Annotated in this window: 17 protein-coding genes and 2 pseudogenes; 2 read left to right on the top strand and 17 right to left on the bottom strand. The window is 44.3% G+C overall.

Going from position 1 to position 18727, the window contains the following annotated elements; genetic code table 11:
- Positions 1–62 precede the first annotated feature (62 nt).
- A complete protein-coding gene (locus tag NH462_RS14945; RefSeq protein ID WP_253106377.1) occupies positions 63–728 on the top strand; it encodes a response regulator transcription factor in 666 nt (221 codons plus the stop codon).
- Positions 729–732: 4 nt separating this feature from the next.
- On the opposite strand, the gene NH462_RS14940 is transcribed toward NH462_RS14945, so the two are convergent.
- From NH462_RS14940 to rpsJ, 14 genes and pseudogenes are all read right to left on the bottom strand, one after another.
- Entirely contained in the window at positions 733–4191 is a 3459-nt protein-coding gene (locus tag NH462_RS14940; RefSeq protein ID WP_253106374.1) for a PAS-domain containing protein, read from the bottom strand.
- 97 nt (positions 4192–4288) lie between these two features.
- Positions 4289–6241 (bottom strand): methyl-accepting chemotaxis protein, encoded by a 1953-nt coding sequence (locus NH462_RS14935; RefSeq protein WP_026345609.1) that lies wholly within the window; start codon positions 6239–6241, stop codon positions 4289–4291.
- 361 nt (positions 6242–6602) lie between these two features.
- A pseudogene (locus tag NH462_RS23040) lies at positions 6603–6791 on the bottom strand (30S ribosomal protein S17); the annotation flags it as partial.
- Between the two features lie 261 nt (positions 6792–7052).
- Positions 7053–7310, bottom strand: a complete 258-nt coding sequence (gene rpsQ, locus NH462_RS14925) for a 30S ribosomal protein S17 (RefSeq protein WP_010376371.1) — start codon at positions 7308–7310, stop codon at positions 7053–7055.
- Positions 7310–7501, bottom strand: a complete 192-nt coding sequence (gene rpmC / locus NH462_RS14920; RefSeq protein ID WP_010376372.1) for a 50S ribosomal protein L29 — start codon at positions 7499–7501, stop codon at positions 7310–7312. The genes rpsQ and rpmC overlap by 1 nt, the downstream gene beginning before the upstream one ends.
- On the bottom strand, positions 7501–7914 hold the full coding sequence (rplP, locus tag NH462_RS14915) for a 50S ribosomal protein L16 (protein ID WP_010376373.1): 414 nt from the start codon (positions 7912–7914) through the stop codon (positions 7501–7503). The genes rpmC and rplP overlap by 1 nt, the downstream gene beginning before the upstream one ends.
- 13 nt (positions 7915–7927) lie before the next feature.
- Positions 7928–8629, bottom strand: a complete 702-nt coding sequence (rpsC, locus tag NH462_RS14910) for a 30S ribosomal protein S3 (RefSeq protein WP_010376374.1) — start codon at positions 8627–8629, stop codon at positions 7928–7930.
- 12 nt (positions 8630–8641) lie between these two features.
- Positions 8642–8974 carry a 50S ribosomal protein L22 gene (gene rplV, locus NH462_RS14905; protein ID WP_010376375.1) on the bottom strand — a complete coding sequence of 111 codons (333 nt, stop codon included), beginning with the start codon at positions 8972–8974 and terminating at the stop codon, positions 8642–8644.
- 12 nt (positions 8975–8986) lie between these two features.
- Entirely contained in the window at positions 8987–9265 is a 279-nt protein-coding gene (rpsS, locus tag NH462_RS14900; protein WP_010376377.1) for a 30S ribosomal protein S19, read from the bottom strand.
- Between the two features lie 16 nt (positions 9266–9281).
- Positions 9282–10106: a 50S ribosomal protein L2 gene (rplB, locus tag NH462_RS14895; protein WP_010607737.1), complete on the bottom strand. Its 825-nt coding sequence runs from the start codon at positions 10104–10106 to the stop codon at positions 9282–9284.
- Between the two features lie 17 nt (positions 10107–10123).
- On the bottom strand, positions 10124–10426 hold the full coding sequence (gene rplW / locus NH462_RS14890) for a 50S ribosomal protein L23 (RefSeq protein ID WP_010376382.1): 303 nt from the start codon (positions 10424–10426) through the stop codon (positions 10124–10126).
- Positions 10423–11025, bottom strand: a complete 603-nt coding sequence (gene rplD, locus NH462_RS14885) for a 50S ribosomal protein L4 (RefSeq protein WP_088529602.1) — start codon at positions 11023–11025, stop codon at positions 10423–10425. Before rplD ends, rplW begins: the two co-directional genes overlap by 4 nt.
- A gap of 17 nt (positions 11026–11042) precedes the next feature.
- Positions 11043–11678, bottom strand: coding sequence for a 50S ribosomal protein L3 (gene rplC / locus NH462_RS14880; RefSeq protein ID WP_010376387.1), 636 nt, complete (start codon positions 11676–11678; stop codon positions 11043–11045).
- 27 nt (positions 11679–11705) lie between these two features.
- Positions 11706–12017, bottom strand: a complete 312-nt coding sequence (gene rpsJ / locus NH462_RS14875) for a 30S ribosomal protein S10 (protein WP_010376390.1) — start codon at positions 12015–12017, stop codon at positions 11706–11708.
- A 471-nt stretch (positions 12018–12488) separates the two neighbouring features.
- Here rpsJ and plsB point away from each other — a divergent pair, with 471 nt between their 5' ends.
- Positions 12489–14915 (top strand): glycerol-3-phosphate 1-O-acyltransferase PlsB, encoded by a 2427-nt coding sequence (plsB, locus tag NH462_RS14870; RefSeq protein ID WP_010376392.1) that lies wholly within the window; start codon positions 12489–12491, stop codon positions 14913–14915.
- Positions 14916–14964: 49 nt separating this feature from the next.
- On the opposite strand, the gene NH462_RS14865 is transcribed toward plsB, so the two are convergent.
- From NH462_RS14865 to tuf, 3 genes and pseudogenes are all read right to left on the bottom strand, one after another.
- Complete coding sequence (locus tag NH462_RS14865) at positions 14965–17049, bottom strand: TRAP transporter fused permease subunit (protein ID WP_253106373.1); 2085 nt, start codon at positions 17047–17049, stop codon at positions 14965–14967.
- 36 nt (positions 17050–17085) lie between these two features.
- Positions 17086–18102 carry a TAXI family TRAP transporter solute-binding subunit gene (locus NH462_RS14860; protein WP_010376395.1) on the bottom strand — a complete coding sequence of 339 codons (1017 nt, stop codon included), beginning with the start codon at positions 18100–18102 and terminating at the stop codon, positions 17086–17088.
- A gap of 501 nt (positions 18103–18603) precedes the next feature.
- Positions 18604–18727, bottom strand: a pseudogene (gene tuf, locus NH462_RS14855) (elongation factor Tu); the annotation flags it as partial.

The following is an 18727-nucleotide window of genomic DNA, read 5'->3' as shown; positions in this document are numbered from 1 at the left end:
TCAATCACTTGATGTAGTTTTGGAAATACCCTATAACAACGGATACTAGGAGTTAGTTAAGGATGTCTCAGGTGCAAGCAATCATCGCTGATGACCACCCATTATTTCGCAGCGCTCTCAAACAAGCCGCTGCACAAGCGATCGGTCATGACCCTATCAAAGAAGCCAGTACCTTAGACAGCTTATTCGAGATGTTGCTCGCGCATCCTGAAACAGAGCTAGTATTTTTGGACTTATCTATTCCTGGCGCGAAAGGTCTCGAAGGTCTTGCCCGGTTAAGAAATCAGTATCCAGACATATTAGTGATCATGGTTTCAGCCAACGAATCGGCAGCCGTTATTAGCCAATGCATTGCCCTCGGGGCAAGCGCTTATATTCCCAAGTCTTCCTCACTAGAGGTGATCAGTGATGCCATCAAACTCGTTATTGAAGGAGAAACTTGGTTACCTGAAATCGTGGATATTGCGCCTGAAAATGACAGCGAACAAGCACAATTTGCACGTAATTTAGAAAAACTAACTCCCCAGCAATATCGAGTATTAACCATGATTGCCGACGGCCTTTTGAATAAGCAGATTGCGTATGCAATGTCGATTCAAGAGACCACCATCAAACAGCATGTTTCAGCTATTTTAAAAAAGCTCAATGTGTATAACCGCACCCAAGCTGGGATCCTCTTTAATCAGCTGGCTACGGATGTACATCTCGACGATGAAGCGAGCACATAAACAACTAGATTAGTCGCTTAATCATGCGCTTTAGGGCAGGCGTTTTGAGTGGCTTATAGAGTAATGGGATCCCTGCATCACTCACTCGCTCTCGAATAGCCTCGTCGTGGTTAGCTGTGTTAATAATGATTGCCATATCATCAAGCGCAAGCGCTGCTATTACCTCAAGTCCAGTGACACCATGATCAAGCTGATAATCCGCGATCAGCATATCAGCCCGGCTCGTTGCTTGCAGCGCGCTAAGCTCTGCCTCATCTCGCGCTACGGCCACCTGACACCCCCAGCTCAGTAATACTTGAGATAGTGCATTAAGCGCGTTGGCATCATTATCGAGCAACCAAATAGACAGACCCGATAATTGCGAATCACCGCTGGGCTTGTCAGCGGTTACTTCGGTCTTTTGATCCGTCTGCATTCCATAACTTGGCAGTGTTAAGGTAAATTGCGTGCCTTTATTAAGTTGTGAGCCAAGGGTGATGGGTATTTCCAACACTTCGCAAATTCGTTTACTGATCGCAAGTCCAAGTCCTAACCCCTGCGCCAGCTCTTTACTATGCAGCTGTTTAAACTCTTGAAATATGGCGTCCTGATCTTGCTTTGCAATGCCCACGCCAGTGTCTTCAACAATGATAGAAACACTCTCCCCCTGACATTCAGCGATAAGTCTTACCGTACCAGACTCAGTGTAACGGATAGCGTTACTCAGTAAGTTCCCCAATACCCTTTTTAGGAGAGCTTTATCGGTGTAGAGCATGACATCACAAACCTGCACCGCAAACGCTAACCCTTTGTCTTTCGCAACCGCCCCATATTCATTTTCCAATGGTTCCAGCAGTGACGACAATGCAAAGCGCGAGCGGTTAACCTTAAACGCCCCAGCCTCTAATTTTGTGAGTTCAAGAATGCTCGACAACAGTTCTTCAGCACTTGCCAATGAACTTTTGATGCTTTGCGAAAGCTCAGCTAAGTCGGTCCCTTGGGCCTTTTCACTCATCAATGAGCAAAACAGGCTCGCTGCGTTAAATGGCTGTAACAGATCATGACTCGCTGCAGCGAAAAAGCGGGTCTTACTCTCCGTTGCATGTTCCGCTTGGCGTTTCGCAGAAGATAAAGCACGGTTGGCGTCTATCAACTCTTTGGTCCTTGCCGCAACCGTTTCTTCTAGATTGACATTAACTTGCTCTAGTAAGGATTGTTGTTTTACAAACTCGGTGATATCTGTATAGGTCGTTACAAATCCACCTCCAGGCAATGGGTTACCTTGCATTTCAAACACTCGACCATCGTGATGCTCGCGGCGGTAGCGATACGCATTGCCTCGTCGTAAATGTGATAGACGCTTCTCTACTTGCTGCTCGACATCGGCATCACCAAATAGTCCACGCTGCGCATTGTAACGAATAAGCTCAGCCACAGGACGCCCGATAAACAACGCATTGTCTGGATAATTAAACATTTCTGCGTAGCGCTGGTTCCAAGCGACCAATTGCAGTTGGCTATCTACTACACTTATCCCCTGACTGACGTTTTCTATCGTCGACTGCAGTAAGTCGCGATTAAAACGTAGCACCTGTGACGCTTCATCGACAAATTCTGCAACTTGCTCTAAAGGCTGGCGTTTTTCATCTTTGGCGACATCTAAAATCAGTTTCGCAGATGCCCCTCCAACGAGCGTCGACATCTCCCGCTCGATCATATTTTCAACTTGCAATGGCGCTGGCTGTTTCCAGTTTGCAGGCTCTTTAGGAAAATGAAGCTCAACAAGCTGCTGCGCACGTGCTTGCTCGCTAAAGCGCTGCAGTAATGTTGCCAAGTCTTGGTAACTCAATACCGTGTTTGCGGATTGTGCAGATTTGGACGGCATTACAAATTTATTGCTTTGTAAGCGCTCAGCAAGACGTGCAGATGAAATAAACGGCACCAGCAAATAAACCAACAAATTTGCACTTAAAGAGATCAGGACGGACTGGCTCGTACTGTCTAACCCCAGACCCAAAAAATCTAAAGGCGCTAACCATATGATATTCATAGGTCCTGCACTCAACCAGTGACTTTCGAAGTTAAAGCCACTAATGAGGCTCGGTAACAACAGCGTGTAAAACCAAATAGCAAACCCTGTCACAATCCCCAATTGCGCGCCTAAGCATGAAGCCCCACGCCACCATAAACCAACCACCATCGCGGGCGCAAACTGCGCAACCAAGGCAAATGACATGAGCCCCATATTGGCCAACGTGTTGCCCTCAGCAAGCACGCGATGACTGGCATAACTCAGTAATAAAATGCCAACAATGACCACCCGTCGAGCATTGAGCAGATTAAACTTAGATAAACCCCGATGGCTCGAATTTAACTGCGAGCGGCGCAACAAAAATTGATTGATAAAGTCATTGGTGATCATGATAGATAGCACGATGGCTGAGACTATCACCATGCTCGTCGCCGCAGAGAACCCTCCTAAAAAGGCTATCAAAGCGACTAACGGTGCGTCAGATCCCAGTGGTAAAGCGAGCACAAACGTATCGTAGCCAACATCTTGACCATTAAAATACACCAGTCCGGCGTAGGCGATTGGCAAAATAAACAAATTAATCAACAACAAATAAACGGGAAATAACCAGCGTGCGGTCTTAAATTGGTTTTGTTCATCATATTCAATAAAAGAGGTATGAAACTGCCTCGGTAAACAAAGCGTTGCCAATACCCCTAAAAGAACATGGACTAAATAAACATAGGTTGGGCTAGCCGATGCCTCTATTTGCTTGGTAATTCCCTGCAGCTCCGCTTGGTTAAATAAGTGAGTGGGCGATTCAAAGAGCACAAAACAGACATAAACACCGACAGCAATAAACGCCAGCAACTTAACTAATGACTCAAAGGCGATGGCAGTCATCAATCCCGGGTTATGCTCACTCGGTCTTAGCCTACGTGTGCCAAACAAAATAGCAAAAAGGACTAACAGCAAGGTGATGTAAAAAGTACTATCCTGCCAAAACGCGACACTCACCCGCTGAGTGTCGCTTGTTAGCATACCGATACTGGCGCTGGTAGCATTGAGCTGAAGGGCAATATAAGGCACGACCGCAATAACAGAGATCAGAGAAATGAGTCCAGACAAACTAGAAGAATTACCGTAACGAGTGGCTATAAAGTCCGCCATGGAAGTGAGCTGCTGCTGGCGGCATATTTCAGCAATTCGTGTGTAGACTTGCCAACCAAATATAAACAGTAAAATCGTGCCAACATAAGTTGGGGCAAGCCACCAGCCATTATTTGCCGCTTGCGCGGTAGTACCAAAAAACGCCCAAGAAGTGCAATACACCCCTAGTGACAAGGCATAGGTGACTTGCTTGGCGCGATAAGATCTAAATTTAGTACTCGCCCTATCAGCGCCCCATGCAATGGTAAATAAAAGCGCTAAATATAGCAGCGCAATAAGACTGATCAGCCCGATAGAAAACATAACTGTGATGATTTTTTATTGTTTGCTCTAGCATAACGGCTGTACAGTAAAAAGACAGCACACTTTAGTGCTATCCCCCAATGCTTGGTATCATCACTTATAATCTAAAACTGCTCACCGACTTATCTAGTGCGCGGGATAAAGACAACAGTGATAACGCTTCCTCTGATGCCCGCTCCGCTCCCGTTGCAGTCTCTTGCGCGGTTTCGCTGATTTCTGTCACACTTTGCGAAATTTGCTGTGTAACCGTATTTTGTTCCTCAGAAGCACTGGCTATTTGTAGATTCATATCTTTAATCGTACTCACAGATGAAGAAATCGCTTGTAACACTTCATCCGTTTTCGCCGACTTGTCCGCTGTATCTTTAGCATCTTTAACGTTCTCTCGCATCATGCCAACGGAGCGCTTCGCTTCATTTTGCAACTTAGAGATCATCTCTTGAATTTCGTCCGTGCTCTTTTGGGTGCGACTCGCAAGGCTTCTCACCTCATCTGCCACTACGGCAAAGCCACGCCCTTGTTCACCAGCCCTTGCAGCTTCAATTGCTGCGTTGAGCGCTAACAGATTAGTTTGCTCCGCTATACCCCTGATGACATCCAAAATAGAACCTACCGACTCTGTTTCTTGTTCAAGATTCTCAATGGTCTGGCTAACATTTTCTATTTTACCCACTAGACCTTCCATTGCTTGCTGTGTTGCAACGACAACTTGAACACCTGAATTAGATTGAGAATCCGCATCGGTTGCGGCATCCGCTGCGAGTTGAGCACTTTGGGTTATCTCAGCAATCGTGGCAGCCATTTCATTCATCGAAACAGCACTATGACTGAGTTGCTCCATTTGGTTGTCCGCCCCTTGTTTGGACTGGGCGGTGATAGCACTAAGCGTTTCTGACGAGGAAGATAGTGCATGTGTAGAGCTTTGAATTTCTGCAATGATGGCTTTTAGTTTGTCAGCCATATCACGCATTGCCAAATAAATACCGCTGACTGATTCCCCTCTGTCAAATTGTATAGTGAGGTCGCCACTGGCAATCCTTGATGCCACTTCCGCGATTTCTTTTGGCTCCCCACCAATAGGGGCTTTGATTAGTCGTGTGATATACCAACTTAAAAAGCAGCCTAACAAAATTACCACAACAGATACTGCAATAATAATTGTTACTGTCTTCCTACTCTCAGTTTGAGCTATGGGGCCTAATTCATCCTGCCTTTCCTTGATCGATTCTTTCACACGTGCCAAATGCTCTGCGATATTTTGACCATTAATATTTAGTACTTCGGTAATCAGTCGATTTCTCTCTGTGATAATATCTTGTACTTCTCTCACTCCATCTAAGTAGCGTTCTCCTGATTGTTCTATATCAAGCAGTAAATTTTTTGCATTTTCATTCATAAACCTAGACTTAGACTGAGTTAGAAACATCTTCTCTTGCTTTAGTTCATCCATGGCTCTGTTGTAGTCATTTAACTGGTTACTCACTAAGAATTTCGTTACGAAAAGTCTTCCTAGCAGCAGCTTTTCCTGCATATGTGTAGCAGCGGCAAGTCCTTCAAAGTCACTCATATCAATGCTAGATTCTATTAATTGCGAAATATTCTTGCGCATTTGAGGGCCTATTTTATCCAGCCCGTCATGAACCACAGTATTTCTACGACCATAAAGTGCCATAATGTCTCTAAAAGCAGTTTCATATGTAACCAAAGCTGTTTTACTTTTCTCAATAAGCTGCTTGCTTTCTTTTTGACTAAGAGCCTCCTTGGCTTCCGCTAGTTCATCATGTAAAAGCCTTACCTTCTGTTCAAATTGTTCAATATCGTCTTTTGATTGCTGCTTCAAATAATTCAGCACATTGATCCTAAGTGAGAGCAAATTCGCTTCTAATGTACTTGCTAGATTGCTAGCCCTTGCCAAAGAGCGATACTCAACAAAATTACTATAACCGCCATTCAATCCAACATAAGCGACGCTAGAGAGTGCAACCATAAGTACAATCATTACTCCAAATGAAGTAGATAATTGTTGGCTTAACCTTAACTTAGAAAGCATAAAAGCACCTGACATTGTATTTATAGATAAGCCCATCAGCATTCATAGATGCCAAAACTATTAGCTTGTATTTAATACAATAATCATTGTCGTGTTTTTTGATTTAGTAAAGAAATGTACCGATTAAAAATCGAACAAAGTAAAGTAACGATCCTTAATGCTCCATATTTATGATTGGCTTGTTGAATAAGGAGCGACGCATTACGTCCAGCACTGTGATAAAACTATCTACTCTGGGACAAATATGTATATAGAGGTAATAACCAACCATCTTCGTTGCGCTCAAACATACATCCAGAAACGCAAAAGCCCCAGCAGATGCTGGGGCTTTATCAAAGTCTAATTTAGTTAAAAACTAAAATTAAGCTTTCTTAGGACGTTCAATCACGTCAACTAGCGTCCAAGATTTTTTCTTAGAGATTGGCGCACATTCGCGAATAGTCACGACGTCACCTGTGAGTAGCTGTGTTGTTTTCATCGTGTGCGTGCAACTTAGTTGTACGCTTGATGCTTTCTTTCTATAAAGAGTACCGTAGATCGGGTGCTTAATACCAATTTGACTTAATACTTGCTCAATTTGAAGGAGTAAATCTGACGCTAACAGCGTTAAAAATTTCTCATTTAGAACAACTAAATAGCAAAATTTTTGCCTTGTTATCGACAAGATTTTCTCGCCCCAAAATAGACCACTTAATTAAACAAATTGGTATAACCTGACGTTCGATAGCTATTTATAAAAATTATCCAGAAACGCAAAAGCCCCAGCAGATGCCGGGGCTTTATAAAAGTCTAATTTAGTTAAAAACTAAAATTAAGCTTTCTTAGGACGTTCAATCACGTCAACTAGCGTCCAAGATTTTTTCTTAGAGATTGGCGCACATTCGCGAATAGTCACGACGTCACCTGCTAGTGCTGTGTTGTTTTCATCGTGTGCGTGCAACTTAGTTGTACGCTTGATGAACTTACCGTAGATCGGGTGTTTAACCTGACGCTCGATAGCAACAACGATTGACTTGTCCATTTTGTCGCTAACTACACGACCTTGTACAGTACGGATCTTATCGCTCATTATGCACCTGCCTTCTGGTTGATAACCGTTTTCACACGCGCAATATTGCGACGTACTTTCTTAAGCTCGTGAGTTTGAGCTAGCTGACCAGTGCTCGCTTGCATGCGCAGGTTGAACTGCTCACGAAGAAGCTCTAGAAGTTCAGCATTTAGCTCTTCTACGCTTTTGTCTTTAAGTTCGCTAGCTTTCATTACATTACCGTCCGAGTTACAAATGTTGTTTTGAAAGGTAATTTACGAGCAGCTAGGTCGAATGCTTCGCGAGCAAGCTCTTCTGAAACACCTTCCATCTCGTAAAGTACTTTACCAGGCTGAATTTCAGCAACCCAGTATTCAACAGAACCTTTACCTTTACCCATACGAACTTCAAGCGGTTTCTCTGTAATTGGCTTATCTGGGAATACACGGATCCAGATTTTACCTTGACGCTTGACGTGACGTGTCATAGCACGACGAGCTGCTTCGATTTGACGAGCAGTCATACGGCCACGGCCAGTCGCTTTCAAGCCGAAAGAACCGAAGCTAACTTTGTTACCGCTGGTAGCCAGACCACGGTTGCGGCCTTTGTGTACCTTACGGAATTTTGTACGTTTTGGCTGTAACATTAGTCGCTACCTCTTACTTAGCACTTTTTTTAGCTTTCTTCGGCGCACGTTTAGCTGGCTTCTCTTGCTCTTGAACTAGTGGAAGACCACCAATTACTTCGCCTTTGAAGATCCAAACCTTAACACCGATGATACCGTAAGTGGTCAAAGCTTCTGAAGTTGCGTAGTCGATATCAGCACGTAGAGTGTGTAGAGGTACACGACCTTCACGGTACCACTCAGAACGTGCGATTTCAGCACCGCCAAGACGGCCGCTTACTTCAACTTTGATACCCTTCGCGCCTAGACGCATTGCGTTTTGTACTGCGCGCTTCATAGCACGACGGAACATAACACGACGCTCTAGCTGAGAAGAGATACCGTCAGCAACTAACTGTGCATCTAGCTCTGGCTTACGTACTTCTGCGATGTTGATTTGCGCAGGTACACCAGCAAGCTTAGTTACAGCTTGGCGAAGCTTTTCAACATCTTCACCTTTTTTACCGATAACAACACCAGGACGAGCTGTGTGAATTGTTACACGGATTGATTTAGCTGGACGCTCGATAACGATCTTAGCTACAGAAGCACTTTTCAATTCCTTAGTAAGGTATTGACGTACTTTGTGATCGCCAAAAAGCTGTTCAGAGAAATCTTTTGTATTCGCGTACCAAGTAGATACCCAAGGCTTTGAGATACCTAGGCGAATACCAGTAGGATGAACTTTTTGTCCCATTACTTATATCTCCTAGCTATCCGATACCACAACAGTGATGTGGCTTGTACGCTTAAGGATGCGGTCTGCGCGTCCTTTAGCACGTGGCATAATACGTTTCATTGTAGGACCTTCGTCTACAAATACTTTAGCCACTTTAAGCTCATCAATGTCAGCACCTTCGTTGTGCTCCGCGTTCGCGATAGCAGACTCAAGTACTTTCTTAACTAATACAGCCGCTTTCTTCGGGCTGTACGCCAGGATTTCTAGCGCGCGATCAACCGGAAGTCCACGGATCTGATCTGCCACTAGACGTGCTTTCTGCGCCGAACCAGAGGCGAATTTGTGTTTAGCTAATGCTTCCATCATACCCTCCGATTAACGCTTCTTAGCTTTCTTATCCGCAGCGTGACCGCGGTAAGTACGTGTAGGTGCAAATTCACCCAGTTTGTGACCGATCATTTCGTCTGTGATGAACACAGGAACGTGCTGACGACCATTATGGACAGCGATGGTCAATCCGATCATGTTAGGTATGATCATTGAACGACGGCTCCAAGTTTTAATTGGCTTCTTGTCACCGCTTTCCAACGCTTTCTCTACCTTCTTCAGCAAGTGTAGGTCAATAAATGGACCTTTCTTGAGAGAACGTGGCATGGCAATTCCTCAACTATTATTTAGTACGACGACGTACGATAAACTTATCAGTACGCTTGTTCTTACGAGTCTTGTAACCTTTGGTAGGTACGCCCCATGGAGATACAGGGTGACGACCACCAGAAGTACGACCTTCACCACCACCGTGTGGGTGGTCAATCGGGTTCATGGCAACACCACGAACTGTAGGACGGATACCACGCCAACGATTTGCACCAGCTTTACCTAGTGAACGTAGCATGTGTTCTGCGTTACCTACTTCGCCAAGAGTCGCACGACAATCAGACTCAACCTTACGAACTTCGCCAGAGCGAAGACGTAGTGTTACGTATTGACCTTCACGAGCAAGGATCTGTACGTAAGCACCAGCAGAACGTGCAATTTGTGCACCTTTGCCAGGTTTAAGTTCAACGTTGTGTACAGTAGAACCTACAGGGATATTACGCATAGGTAGTGTGTTACCAACCTTGATTGGTGCATCAACACCAGATTGGATTGCATCACCTGCTTTAAGACCCTTAGGTGCAATAATGTAACGACGCTCACCGTCTGCATATAATACAAGAGCGATGTTTGCGCTACGGTTTGGATCGTACTCTAGACGCTCAACTTTAGCTGGAATGCCATCTTTTGTGCGTGTAAAGTCGATTACACGGTAGTGTTGCTTATGACCACCACCGATGTGACGAACCGTGATACGACCGTTGTTGTTACGACCACCTGATTTAGAGTTTTTCTCTAATAGCGGAGCGTAAGGCTTACCCTTGTGTAGATCAGGGTTAACCACTTTAACGACGTGACGACGACCCGCAGAAGTTGGTTTACACTTTTGAAGTGCCATAATTCTAACTCCCCTTATTACTCGGCGCCGCCGACAAAGTCTAGCTCGCTACCTTCTTTAAGAGTAACGTATGCTTTTTTCCAATCGCTACGACGGCCAAAACGCATACCAGTACGCTTTGTCTTACCCTTAACATTTAGAGTGCGAACACCAGTTACTTCTACTTCGAAAAGCTTTTCTACAGCTGCTTTAACTTCAGCTTTAGTTGCATCTTTAGCTACTTTGAAAACGATAGTATTGTTTTCTTCAGCAGATACAGTGCTCTTCTCAGAGATGTGTGGAGCAAGGATTACTTTTAAAAGACGTTCTTCACGGATCATGCTAGCGCCTCCTCAAGTTGCTTAACAGCAGCAGCAGTAATCAGAACCTTATCGAAAGCGATTAGGCTTACTGGGTCGATGCCAGCTACGTCACGCGTGTCAACCTTGTACAGGTTACGTGCAGAAAGGAATAGATTTTCATCTACTTCTTCAGTCACGATTAGTACGTCTTTAAGCTCAAGTTCTTTAAGCTTAGCTACTAGTTCTTTAGTCTTTGGTGCTTCTAGACCAAAGTTTTCAACAACTACTAGACGATCTTGACGAACAAGCTCAGAAAGAATGCTCTTGATCGCACCGCGATACATTTTACGGTTAACTTTTTGGCTGTGATCTTGCGGCTTAGCTGCAAAGCTCACACCACCGCTGCGCCAGATTGGGCTGCGGATTGTACCAGCACGCGCACGGCCAGTACCTTTTTGGCGGAATGGTTTCTTACCACCACCGCGTACTTCAGAACGTGTCAGTTGAGCTTTAGTACCTTGACGAGCACCTGCTGCATAAGCAACAACTACTTGGTGTACTAATGCTTCGTTAAACTCACGTCCAAAAGTAGCTTCGGAAACTTCAAGCGCGCCAGCGCCTTTAATTGCTAATTCCATCACTAAATCTCCAGGACTTATGCTTTAACAGCTGGTTTAACGATAACGTCACCGCCAATAGCGCCAGGTACTGCACCTTTAACTAAAAGCAAGTTACGCTCTGCGTCAACACGTACTAGTTCAAGGTTCTGTGTCGTTGAACGAACATTACCCATTTGACCGGCCATTTTCTTACCTTTGAAAACTTTACCAGGAGACTGGTTTTGACCGATTGAACCAGGAGCACGGTGAGATAGAGAGTTACCGTGAGTTGCGTCTTGCATGCTGAAGTTCCAGCGCTTAACACCACCTTGGAAACCTTTACCTTTTGAAGTACCAGTAACGTCTACTTTTTTCACTTCAGTGAAAAGTTCAACAGTTAGCTCTGAACCTACTTCAAATTCACCTTCACCGCCGTTAAGACGGAATTCCCACAGGCCGCGACCCGCTTCAACGCCAGCTTTAGCGAAGTGACCCGCTGCTGGTTTGTTTACACGGCTTGCTTTTTTCTCGCCTGCAGTAACTTGAAGCGCGTTATAACCGTCAGTTGCGTCAGATTTGATCTGCGTAACACGGTTAGGAGTCGCTTCGATAACTGTCACAGGGATAGATACACCATCTTCAGTGAAGATACGTGTCATACCCACTTTACGACCGACTAGACCTAATGCCATTTTCCTAAAACCTCTCTAATCTTCCGATTAACCCAGGCTGATTTGAACATCAACACCAGCAGCAAGGTCTAGGCGCATTAGAGCGTCTACAGTCTTGTCAGTTGGTTCTACGATGTCGATCAGACGTTTGTGGGTGCGGATTTCATACTGATCACGCGCGTCTTTGTTTACGTGCGGAGAGATCAATACTGTGAAACGTTCTTTGCGCGTAGGTAGTGGGATTGGACCACGAACCTGTGCACCAGTGCGCTTCGCTGTTTCCACGATTTCCGCCGTTGATTGGTCAATCAAACGGTGGTCAAAAGCTTTTAGGCGAATACGAATGCGTTGATTTGACATTCTTAAACCTCAAAATAAAAAGAGCATTTAAAAAGAGCATAAAAAAACGACCGAGACTAACTCAATTATTCCTGAGAAGTCGGTTGTTAATTTATTTCTACCGTTGAACTCACAATTGGAGTTCCTGTTCATAGGGCCTGAAATCCAGACCTTTCATTTACTTTCCTAGACGCTATGGTCAAGAAAGTCTGCATATTATAGTGATATTGGTGATAAATGCAACAACTAATACAAAGTAATTTTATCGCTCGGATCCGTGGGCGCTGTCGCGCAGATAAAGCACATTGAACATACATAATATTTCACTCACACAAAGCATATAGAACAAAATTCACTCTACTCAAGCATTCGCTTCTGTTAGTCTTCTATAAAGAAATATTGTGACAAGAAAACATGGATGACGCCTTTGTAAATGGTCAGTCCAGTTAAATCTTGGTATTCTATGGCTAATGATAATTGTTCGGTATTCCCATGCAGATTTTTTCTTATTTGCTTACAACCATCGCTCGCTGTAGCAACTGGCTTTTTGTTAAAAGTAAAGTATTGCCAGAGCATCCCATCGAGGATTACGAGCTAGATCCCAGCATTCCCACATTCTATGTAGCGAGACTCGACTCGGTATCAGACATGATAGCGCTAGACGTTATGTGTAAAAAGCTTGGTTTACCAAGACCATCTCAAAAAGCGCGAATTGGCAATAAAGAGCTCAATCGTTTTGTTGGGATCCAGACTCCGCCAAGTGTCTTTGGTAATAGTCATAAACCAAGTGATGCGCTTGAACATAGCAAAGCAATTTTTGAAGCCTTAAAAGATGACGACAATACCGATGCGCAAGTTATTCCGGTCACCATATTGTGGGGTCGTAATCCAGGTAAAGAAAAGCCAGGTGTGGGAACTTTATTATCCAACTCATTAACTCCAAGCTGGCTACGCAAATGCTTTGTGGTCTTGTTTTCAGGCAGGGATAACTTTGTTCGATTTTCCCGCCCGATTGAACTCAATCAATTGTTAAATGATAAAGCCGACGTTGACGAACTGCCACATAAGCTGCTGCGCGTTGCACGCGTGCACTTCCGTCGTCAAAAATTGGCTGCTACGGGCCCCAAATTGCCATCACGTGAGCAGCTATTTAATTCTATCTTAGCGTCGCAAAGCATTAAAAAGGCCATTGCTGACGAAGCAAAGGCAAAAGGTCTAAGTCAAGAAGAAGCAAGATTACAAGCACTTAGGTTATTAGACGAAATAGCCGCAAACTATTCAGACGCCATGGTGCGAGTAGCTGACAGGGCCCTCACTTGGCTGTGGAACAAGCTTTATAATGGTATTGAAGTTAATAACTCAGACAAAGTACAAGCGCTTGCAGACAAAGGACACGAGATCATTTACGTGCCATGTCATCGTAGCCATATGGATTACTTGCTTCTAACTTATGTGATTTACCATCAGGGTTTAGTACCACCGCATATCGCAGCTGGCGTTAATCTCAACTTTTTCCCTGCGGGCCCGATTTTCCGTCGTAGTGGTGCCTTCTTTATTCGCCGTTCTTTTTCGGGTAACAAACTCTATTCCGCGGTATTCAAGGAATATTTAAGTCAGTTATTTATCAAAGGATATTCCGTTAAGTTTTATACCGAAGGTGGTCGCAGTCGTACCGGTCGTCTTCTACCACCAAAAACGGGGATGCTGGCAATGACACTGCAATCTATGCTTCGCGGCATTGATAGACCTATATCATTAGTGCCCGTTTATCTCGGCTACGAACATGTTATGGAGATCAACACCTACCTCAAAGAGCTGGCTGGCAACAGTAAGAAAAATGAGTCTATTTTTGGTATTTTTAAGGCGATTAAGAACCTTAAAAACTATGGTAGAGGGTATTTAAATTTCGGCGATCCGATATCAGTCAACCAATTTTTAAATGAGCATCAACCAGATTGGCGTGGTTCTATTCACCCTACCGAAACTCAAAAGCCTGCTTGGCTGAACAAGCAAGTTGCCGATCTCGCTGATGTCATCATGACTGAGATAAATAACTCAGCAGCACTGAACTCAGTTAATTTGCTTGCGACAATTTTGCTGAGTAACGAGCAGTTTGCACTGCCTAAATCACAACTGCTACAACAGCTTGATTTGTATCTTGGATTACACAGAAATGCACCTTATCACGACAATGCGACGGTGCCAGATTCGAGCTCTGAGGGCCTACTCGATCATGCACTTAAGCTTGATAAGTTCGATATTATTGAAGACAGTTTTGGCAGCATCATTAGTGTTAAGGAAAAAGAACGCGCTCTACTTAATTATTACCGTAACAATATTCTGCACCTGTTTGCCGTACCTAGCTTAATCGCTCAGCAACTGTTCAACCGCTACAGCTTAACCGTTGATGAGTGCTGTAAAGAGGTAGCGCTTTTGTATCCCTTGTTTGCAAAAGAGTGGTTCTTAACAGGCCTTAAGACAGGATATATAGAGTCTATTTTTGAATACTTTGCGGCTAAGGATCTGATCACCTTTGATGGTCATCTAGCCTCTGTTAACAAAGATGGTAGCGCGTTGGCACAATTAGAAATGCTAGGTAAAGTGATCCACTTAACGCTTGAACGCTATGCAATCACGATTAACCTGGTTAAGCGTCATCAAGGATTAAGTCGTAGCGAGCTTGAAAAAGAAAGTGCACTTCTTGCCGACCGACTAGGAACTTTACACGGCATCAAAAGCCCAGAGTTTTTTGACAAAAAAGTGCTCAGCGCATTTGTCACTAGCCTAAAAGAGCAAGGCTTTATAGAACAAGATGAAGCCGCTGGCATTCGCGGCACAGAATCACTACATACTTTAGAGCAGTACTTAAAAGCCCTGCTACCGGCACGAATACATCAGTCTATTCAACATATCGTCTAATATCATAAGGCCCCAATTTAGGGGCCTACTTTATGGTGCATAGCAAAGCTTAAGCTAGACGATTATCTACTACTTGCTTTGTAACAACAGCAACAACACATAGTGCCGCCGCTATATCTACAGAGATTATTTGGTGCGGCCAAACTAAAGCGATACCTAAAAGCGCTAACCCTATCCTGATTGGTTTATTGAGCTTTGCCTCTGCATAACCGTATATCGCTGCTACCAAAGCGTACATTCCCACAAGCGCAGTGAAAAAAACCTGCATGATCTCAAAGTTACTCCCCCCAATAAACGGCGTATAAGCAAACAGTAAAGGAACGATGTATAGTGCTTTGGCCGTTTTCCATGCTTCTATTCCTGTTGCCATCGGCGGTGTTTTGGCAATTCCCGCAGCGGTAAACGCGACCAAGCATACCGGCGGTGTTACATTGCTATCTTGCGATAACCAAAAAATAATCATATGGGCAGAGAGTAACATCATGGCTAAATGCGTGGCATCAAATTGGCTACTGCGAATAATATCAATAGCCTCTGGCGGCAAGCTTGCCAAAATAGTAAACACTTGAGCCGTGGTAATATTTGGCTGGTTGTATATCTCACCTAGTGCTGGCGCCATCATACTCATCATCATCGTCGCAGTGTCATTGAGTTGACCATTTACTATGATCTCTACCAGTGCTGACTGGCTGATCAAGCCATACAAAGCCGGTGCAGAAAGCGTTGCCAATACAATATACGATGCCGTCACGGGCAGTCCCATACCGATAATTAACGAGGCCAATGCAATCAATACCAACAACAGTATCAAGCTTGCTCCCGCCCATTCATTTATCATTAGAGAAAAAGTAACCCCTAAGGAGCTGATCGAAATACAATTCACCAGCATGCCAATGGCAACCAATAATATTGCTGTCTTGGCGCTGTTTTCAGTTGCATTTGCAAGCCCAGCCAAAATCTTTGACCACCTCATCGGCGCAGGTGAAAACAAAGAAAACAGACACACACTGATCGTCGCAATGCTGACTGCATAAGTTGGCGTAAAGCCATAAATCATCAATGTTACGAGCAACACGATAGGTAATAAATGATGCCAACCGGACTTCAGCTCTTGCCAAGCACTCAATTGCCCTGACTCTAATGCTGGCTGGATATTCAAACGTTTAGCTTGAATACGTACAAAGATGGCAATAGATGCAAAATAAAGCAGTGCGGGAACAAAGGCCGCCGCAATTATCGTAAGATAAGGAATTTGAGTATAAGAGGCCATCACAAATACACCTGCCCCCATAATCGGCGGGATCAGCTGACCTCCCGTCGATGCTCCGGCTTCAACTGCTGCTGCAAACTTTGCAGGAAAGCCAGCTTTCTTCATTAATGGAATGGTGATCACCCCAGTTGCCGCTGTATTCGCGATAGCAGAGCCCGATACGGAGCCCATCATACCCGAGCTCACGACAGCAACAAGTCCTTGCCCACCAACCATGCGGCCAACAAGTGCATTGGCAAAGCGAATGATAAAATCCCCAGTTCCTGCTTGGACTAGAAATGCGCCAAACAAGATAAACATAAAGACAAACGTCCAAGAAATTTTAGCAATAGGTCCAAACAAGCCGTCATCAAAGTAATTGCGAAACAAAATAGTTTCAGCGCTTAAACCAGCAAAATGAAACACACCATCAATATACTGTCCCAAAAACAGCACATAACTCATCGCCAGTAGGATCATCACCGGGATAAACCAGCCCATACAGCGCCGCACCAACTCAAGCGCGAGGAGTACAGCGGTCGAAGATGCTATCCAGTCAGCCGTAGCAAATTCATAATTACGCGCAGCCAACGCATCACTGTATAGAACAAGATAGCCGCAGCTCACGATTAAACCGATAAATAGCCCGATATCAATAACGCTAGAAAGCACTGCCAATTTGCCAACTCTAAGTGGCAAGGTGAGTAAGATAATGCTACCAAATAACATGAAATGGATGGCTGAAATATAATTATCCGGCCAAGTGGCGACCAAGTTAAAATAGAGGTGCAACAAACTCGTGAATATCGCTAAATAAAAAGCGATCCGCTCACGAGCCGCTGTTGGTACTGCTAATGTGCTTTGCTCATTGCTACTATTACTCATTGATAGATACTATCCCGTTTTACTTAGTTGGCGGCGTTACTGCAGATGAGCAGGTACGGTAATACCTATTTCTTTATAATACTTCAGCGCGCCGGGATGTAGCTTAGCAGGTAGTCCCATGAGTGCCTTTTCTATCGCCATGGCTTTAGTCGCTTTATGGATGGTTTGAAGAAAGACTAAATTTTCATAAATTGCCTTGGTGAGTAGATATACATCTTCCTCACTCATGTCTTTATGTGCTGCAAGAAAGTTTGGCTGCGCAATCGTTTTGATTGCGTTAGTTTGGCCGGGGTAAGTGTTCGCTGGGATCTCGAAGCGTGACCATAACTCTACCTCAGCGTTGACTTTATTTAGCTGCTCATCAGTGAAATCCAGCACAGTGATACCATTGGCATCGGCTGCATAAGCACTCGTAATAGCGCTGACCGGTACGCCTGCCGGAATATTCATTCCCGCAATCTGACCATTTTGTAGGGCGCTAGAAGAGCCCGCGTAACCTTTATGCACCAAAGTGAATTTGTCACTATCAACGCCCAGTGCAGCCATGATGTGCTTCCCAGAACCTTCCGTTCCAGAGTTACGCTTACCAATGCCAAACCCTTGTGAATATAGGTTTTTCAAATCTGAGACGTTGCCCGTTTTGGCATACTTCTTAGCAATGACAAAGTGCTCTACGTTTTGCCACAACATAGTCACTGAACGCAGATAATCTTGTTTGCCAACGGGTGCCATTGCCCCCGTCCCCTGCGTCGCCCACGCACCATAAAGACCCTGTAAAATAGCCAGTTCAGCTTCTTTATTACGCATGAGTTTGAGGTTATCACCAGAACCGGCAGAGGTAATGGCCGACACACTCATACCGTGCTGCGGCGTGACTTTTAGCTTAGTTAGTGTCGCAATCGCGACACCTACTGGGTAAAAAGTGCCACCAGATGAGGCTGTCGCCAAAATATAGGATCTGTCCTTATCTACATTGGCAAAGCTTGCAAAAGTACATAGTGACATTGTGATACTGAGCACAGCAGAAATCGTTCGAGCCGAAAGACCTAACATCTTTACACTCCCTAATTTTAGGTTTTATATGGGCTTATTGTGCACACCTTTACGTAATTAACCAAATTTTTACGTGACTGGTGGCAGGATATCAGCATATAGAATAGGGAGATTAAATGGTGAGAATATGGATTTTAAGCTGTCGAAAGTAAATATAAGAACATTATCGAATTGTTCGTTATAACCATCACAACGACAAAAATGATGCTTTAATAGGAGAATGACCCTTTTCGTTGGTCGCGATATAAAATCGCTGCTACGACAAAGAGTTTATCGCGAGGTAAACTCGCTCCCACCACAAAAATTCTATCTTTAAAATCGCGATGTAAAGTCACTGCTTCGACAAAGAGTTCATCTTTTAAAGCATAATAATAAAAAGGTCTGTACTTCTTATTAGAGAACGACCCTTTTCGATAGTCGCGATATAAAATCGTATCAACAAAGGCATTAAAAAAGGCCGCCAAAGCGACCTTTTTTATGTGTGTTACGACAATCTACAGATTACTCTTCGATTGTTGCTACAACACCAGCACCTACTGTACGGCCACCTTCACGGATAGCGAAACGTAGACCTTCGTCCATCGCGATTGGTACGATTAGCTCAACAGTCATCTTGATGTTGTCG

The sequence above is a fragment of the Pseudoalteromonas sp. OANN1 genome (assembly GCF_024124685.1).
Lineage (GTDB): Bacteria > Pseudomonadota > Gammaproteobacteria > Enterobacterales > Alteromonadaceae > Pseudoalteromonas > Pseudoalteromonas piscicida.
Note: the sequence above shows the minus strand (reverse complement) of the source record. Positions and strands in the feature narration are given on the sequence as shown.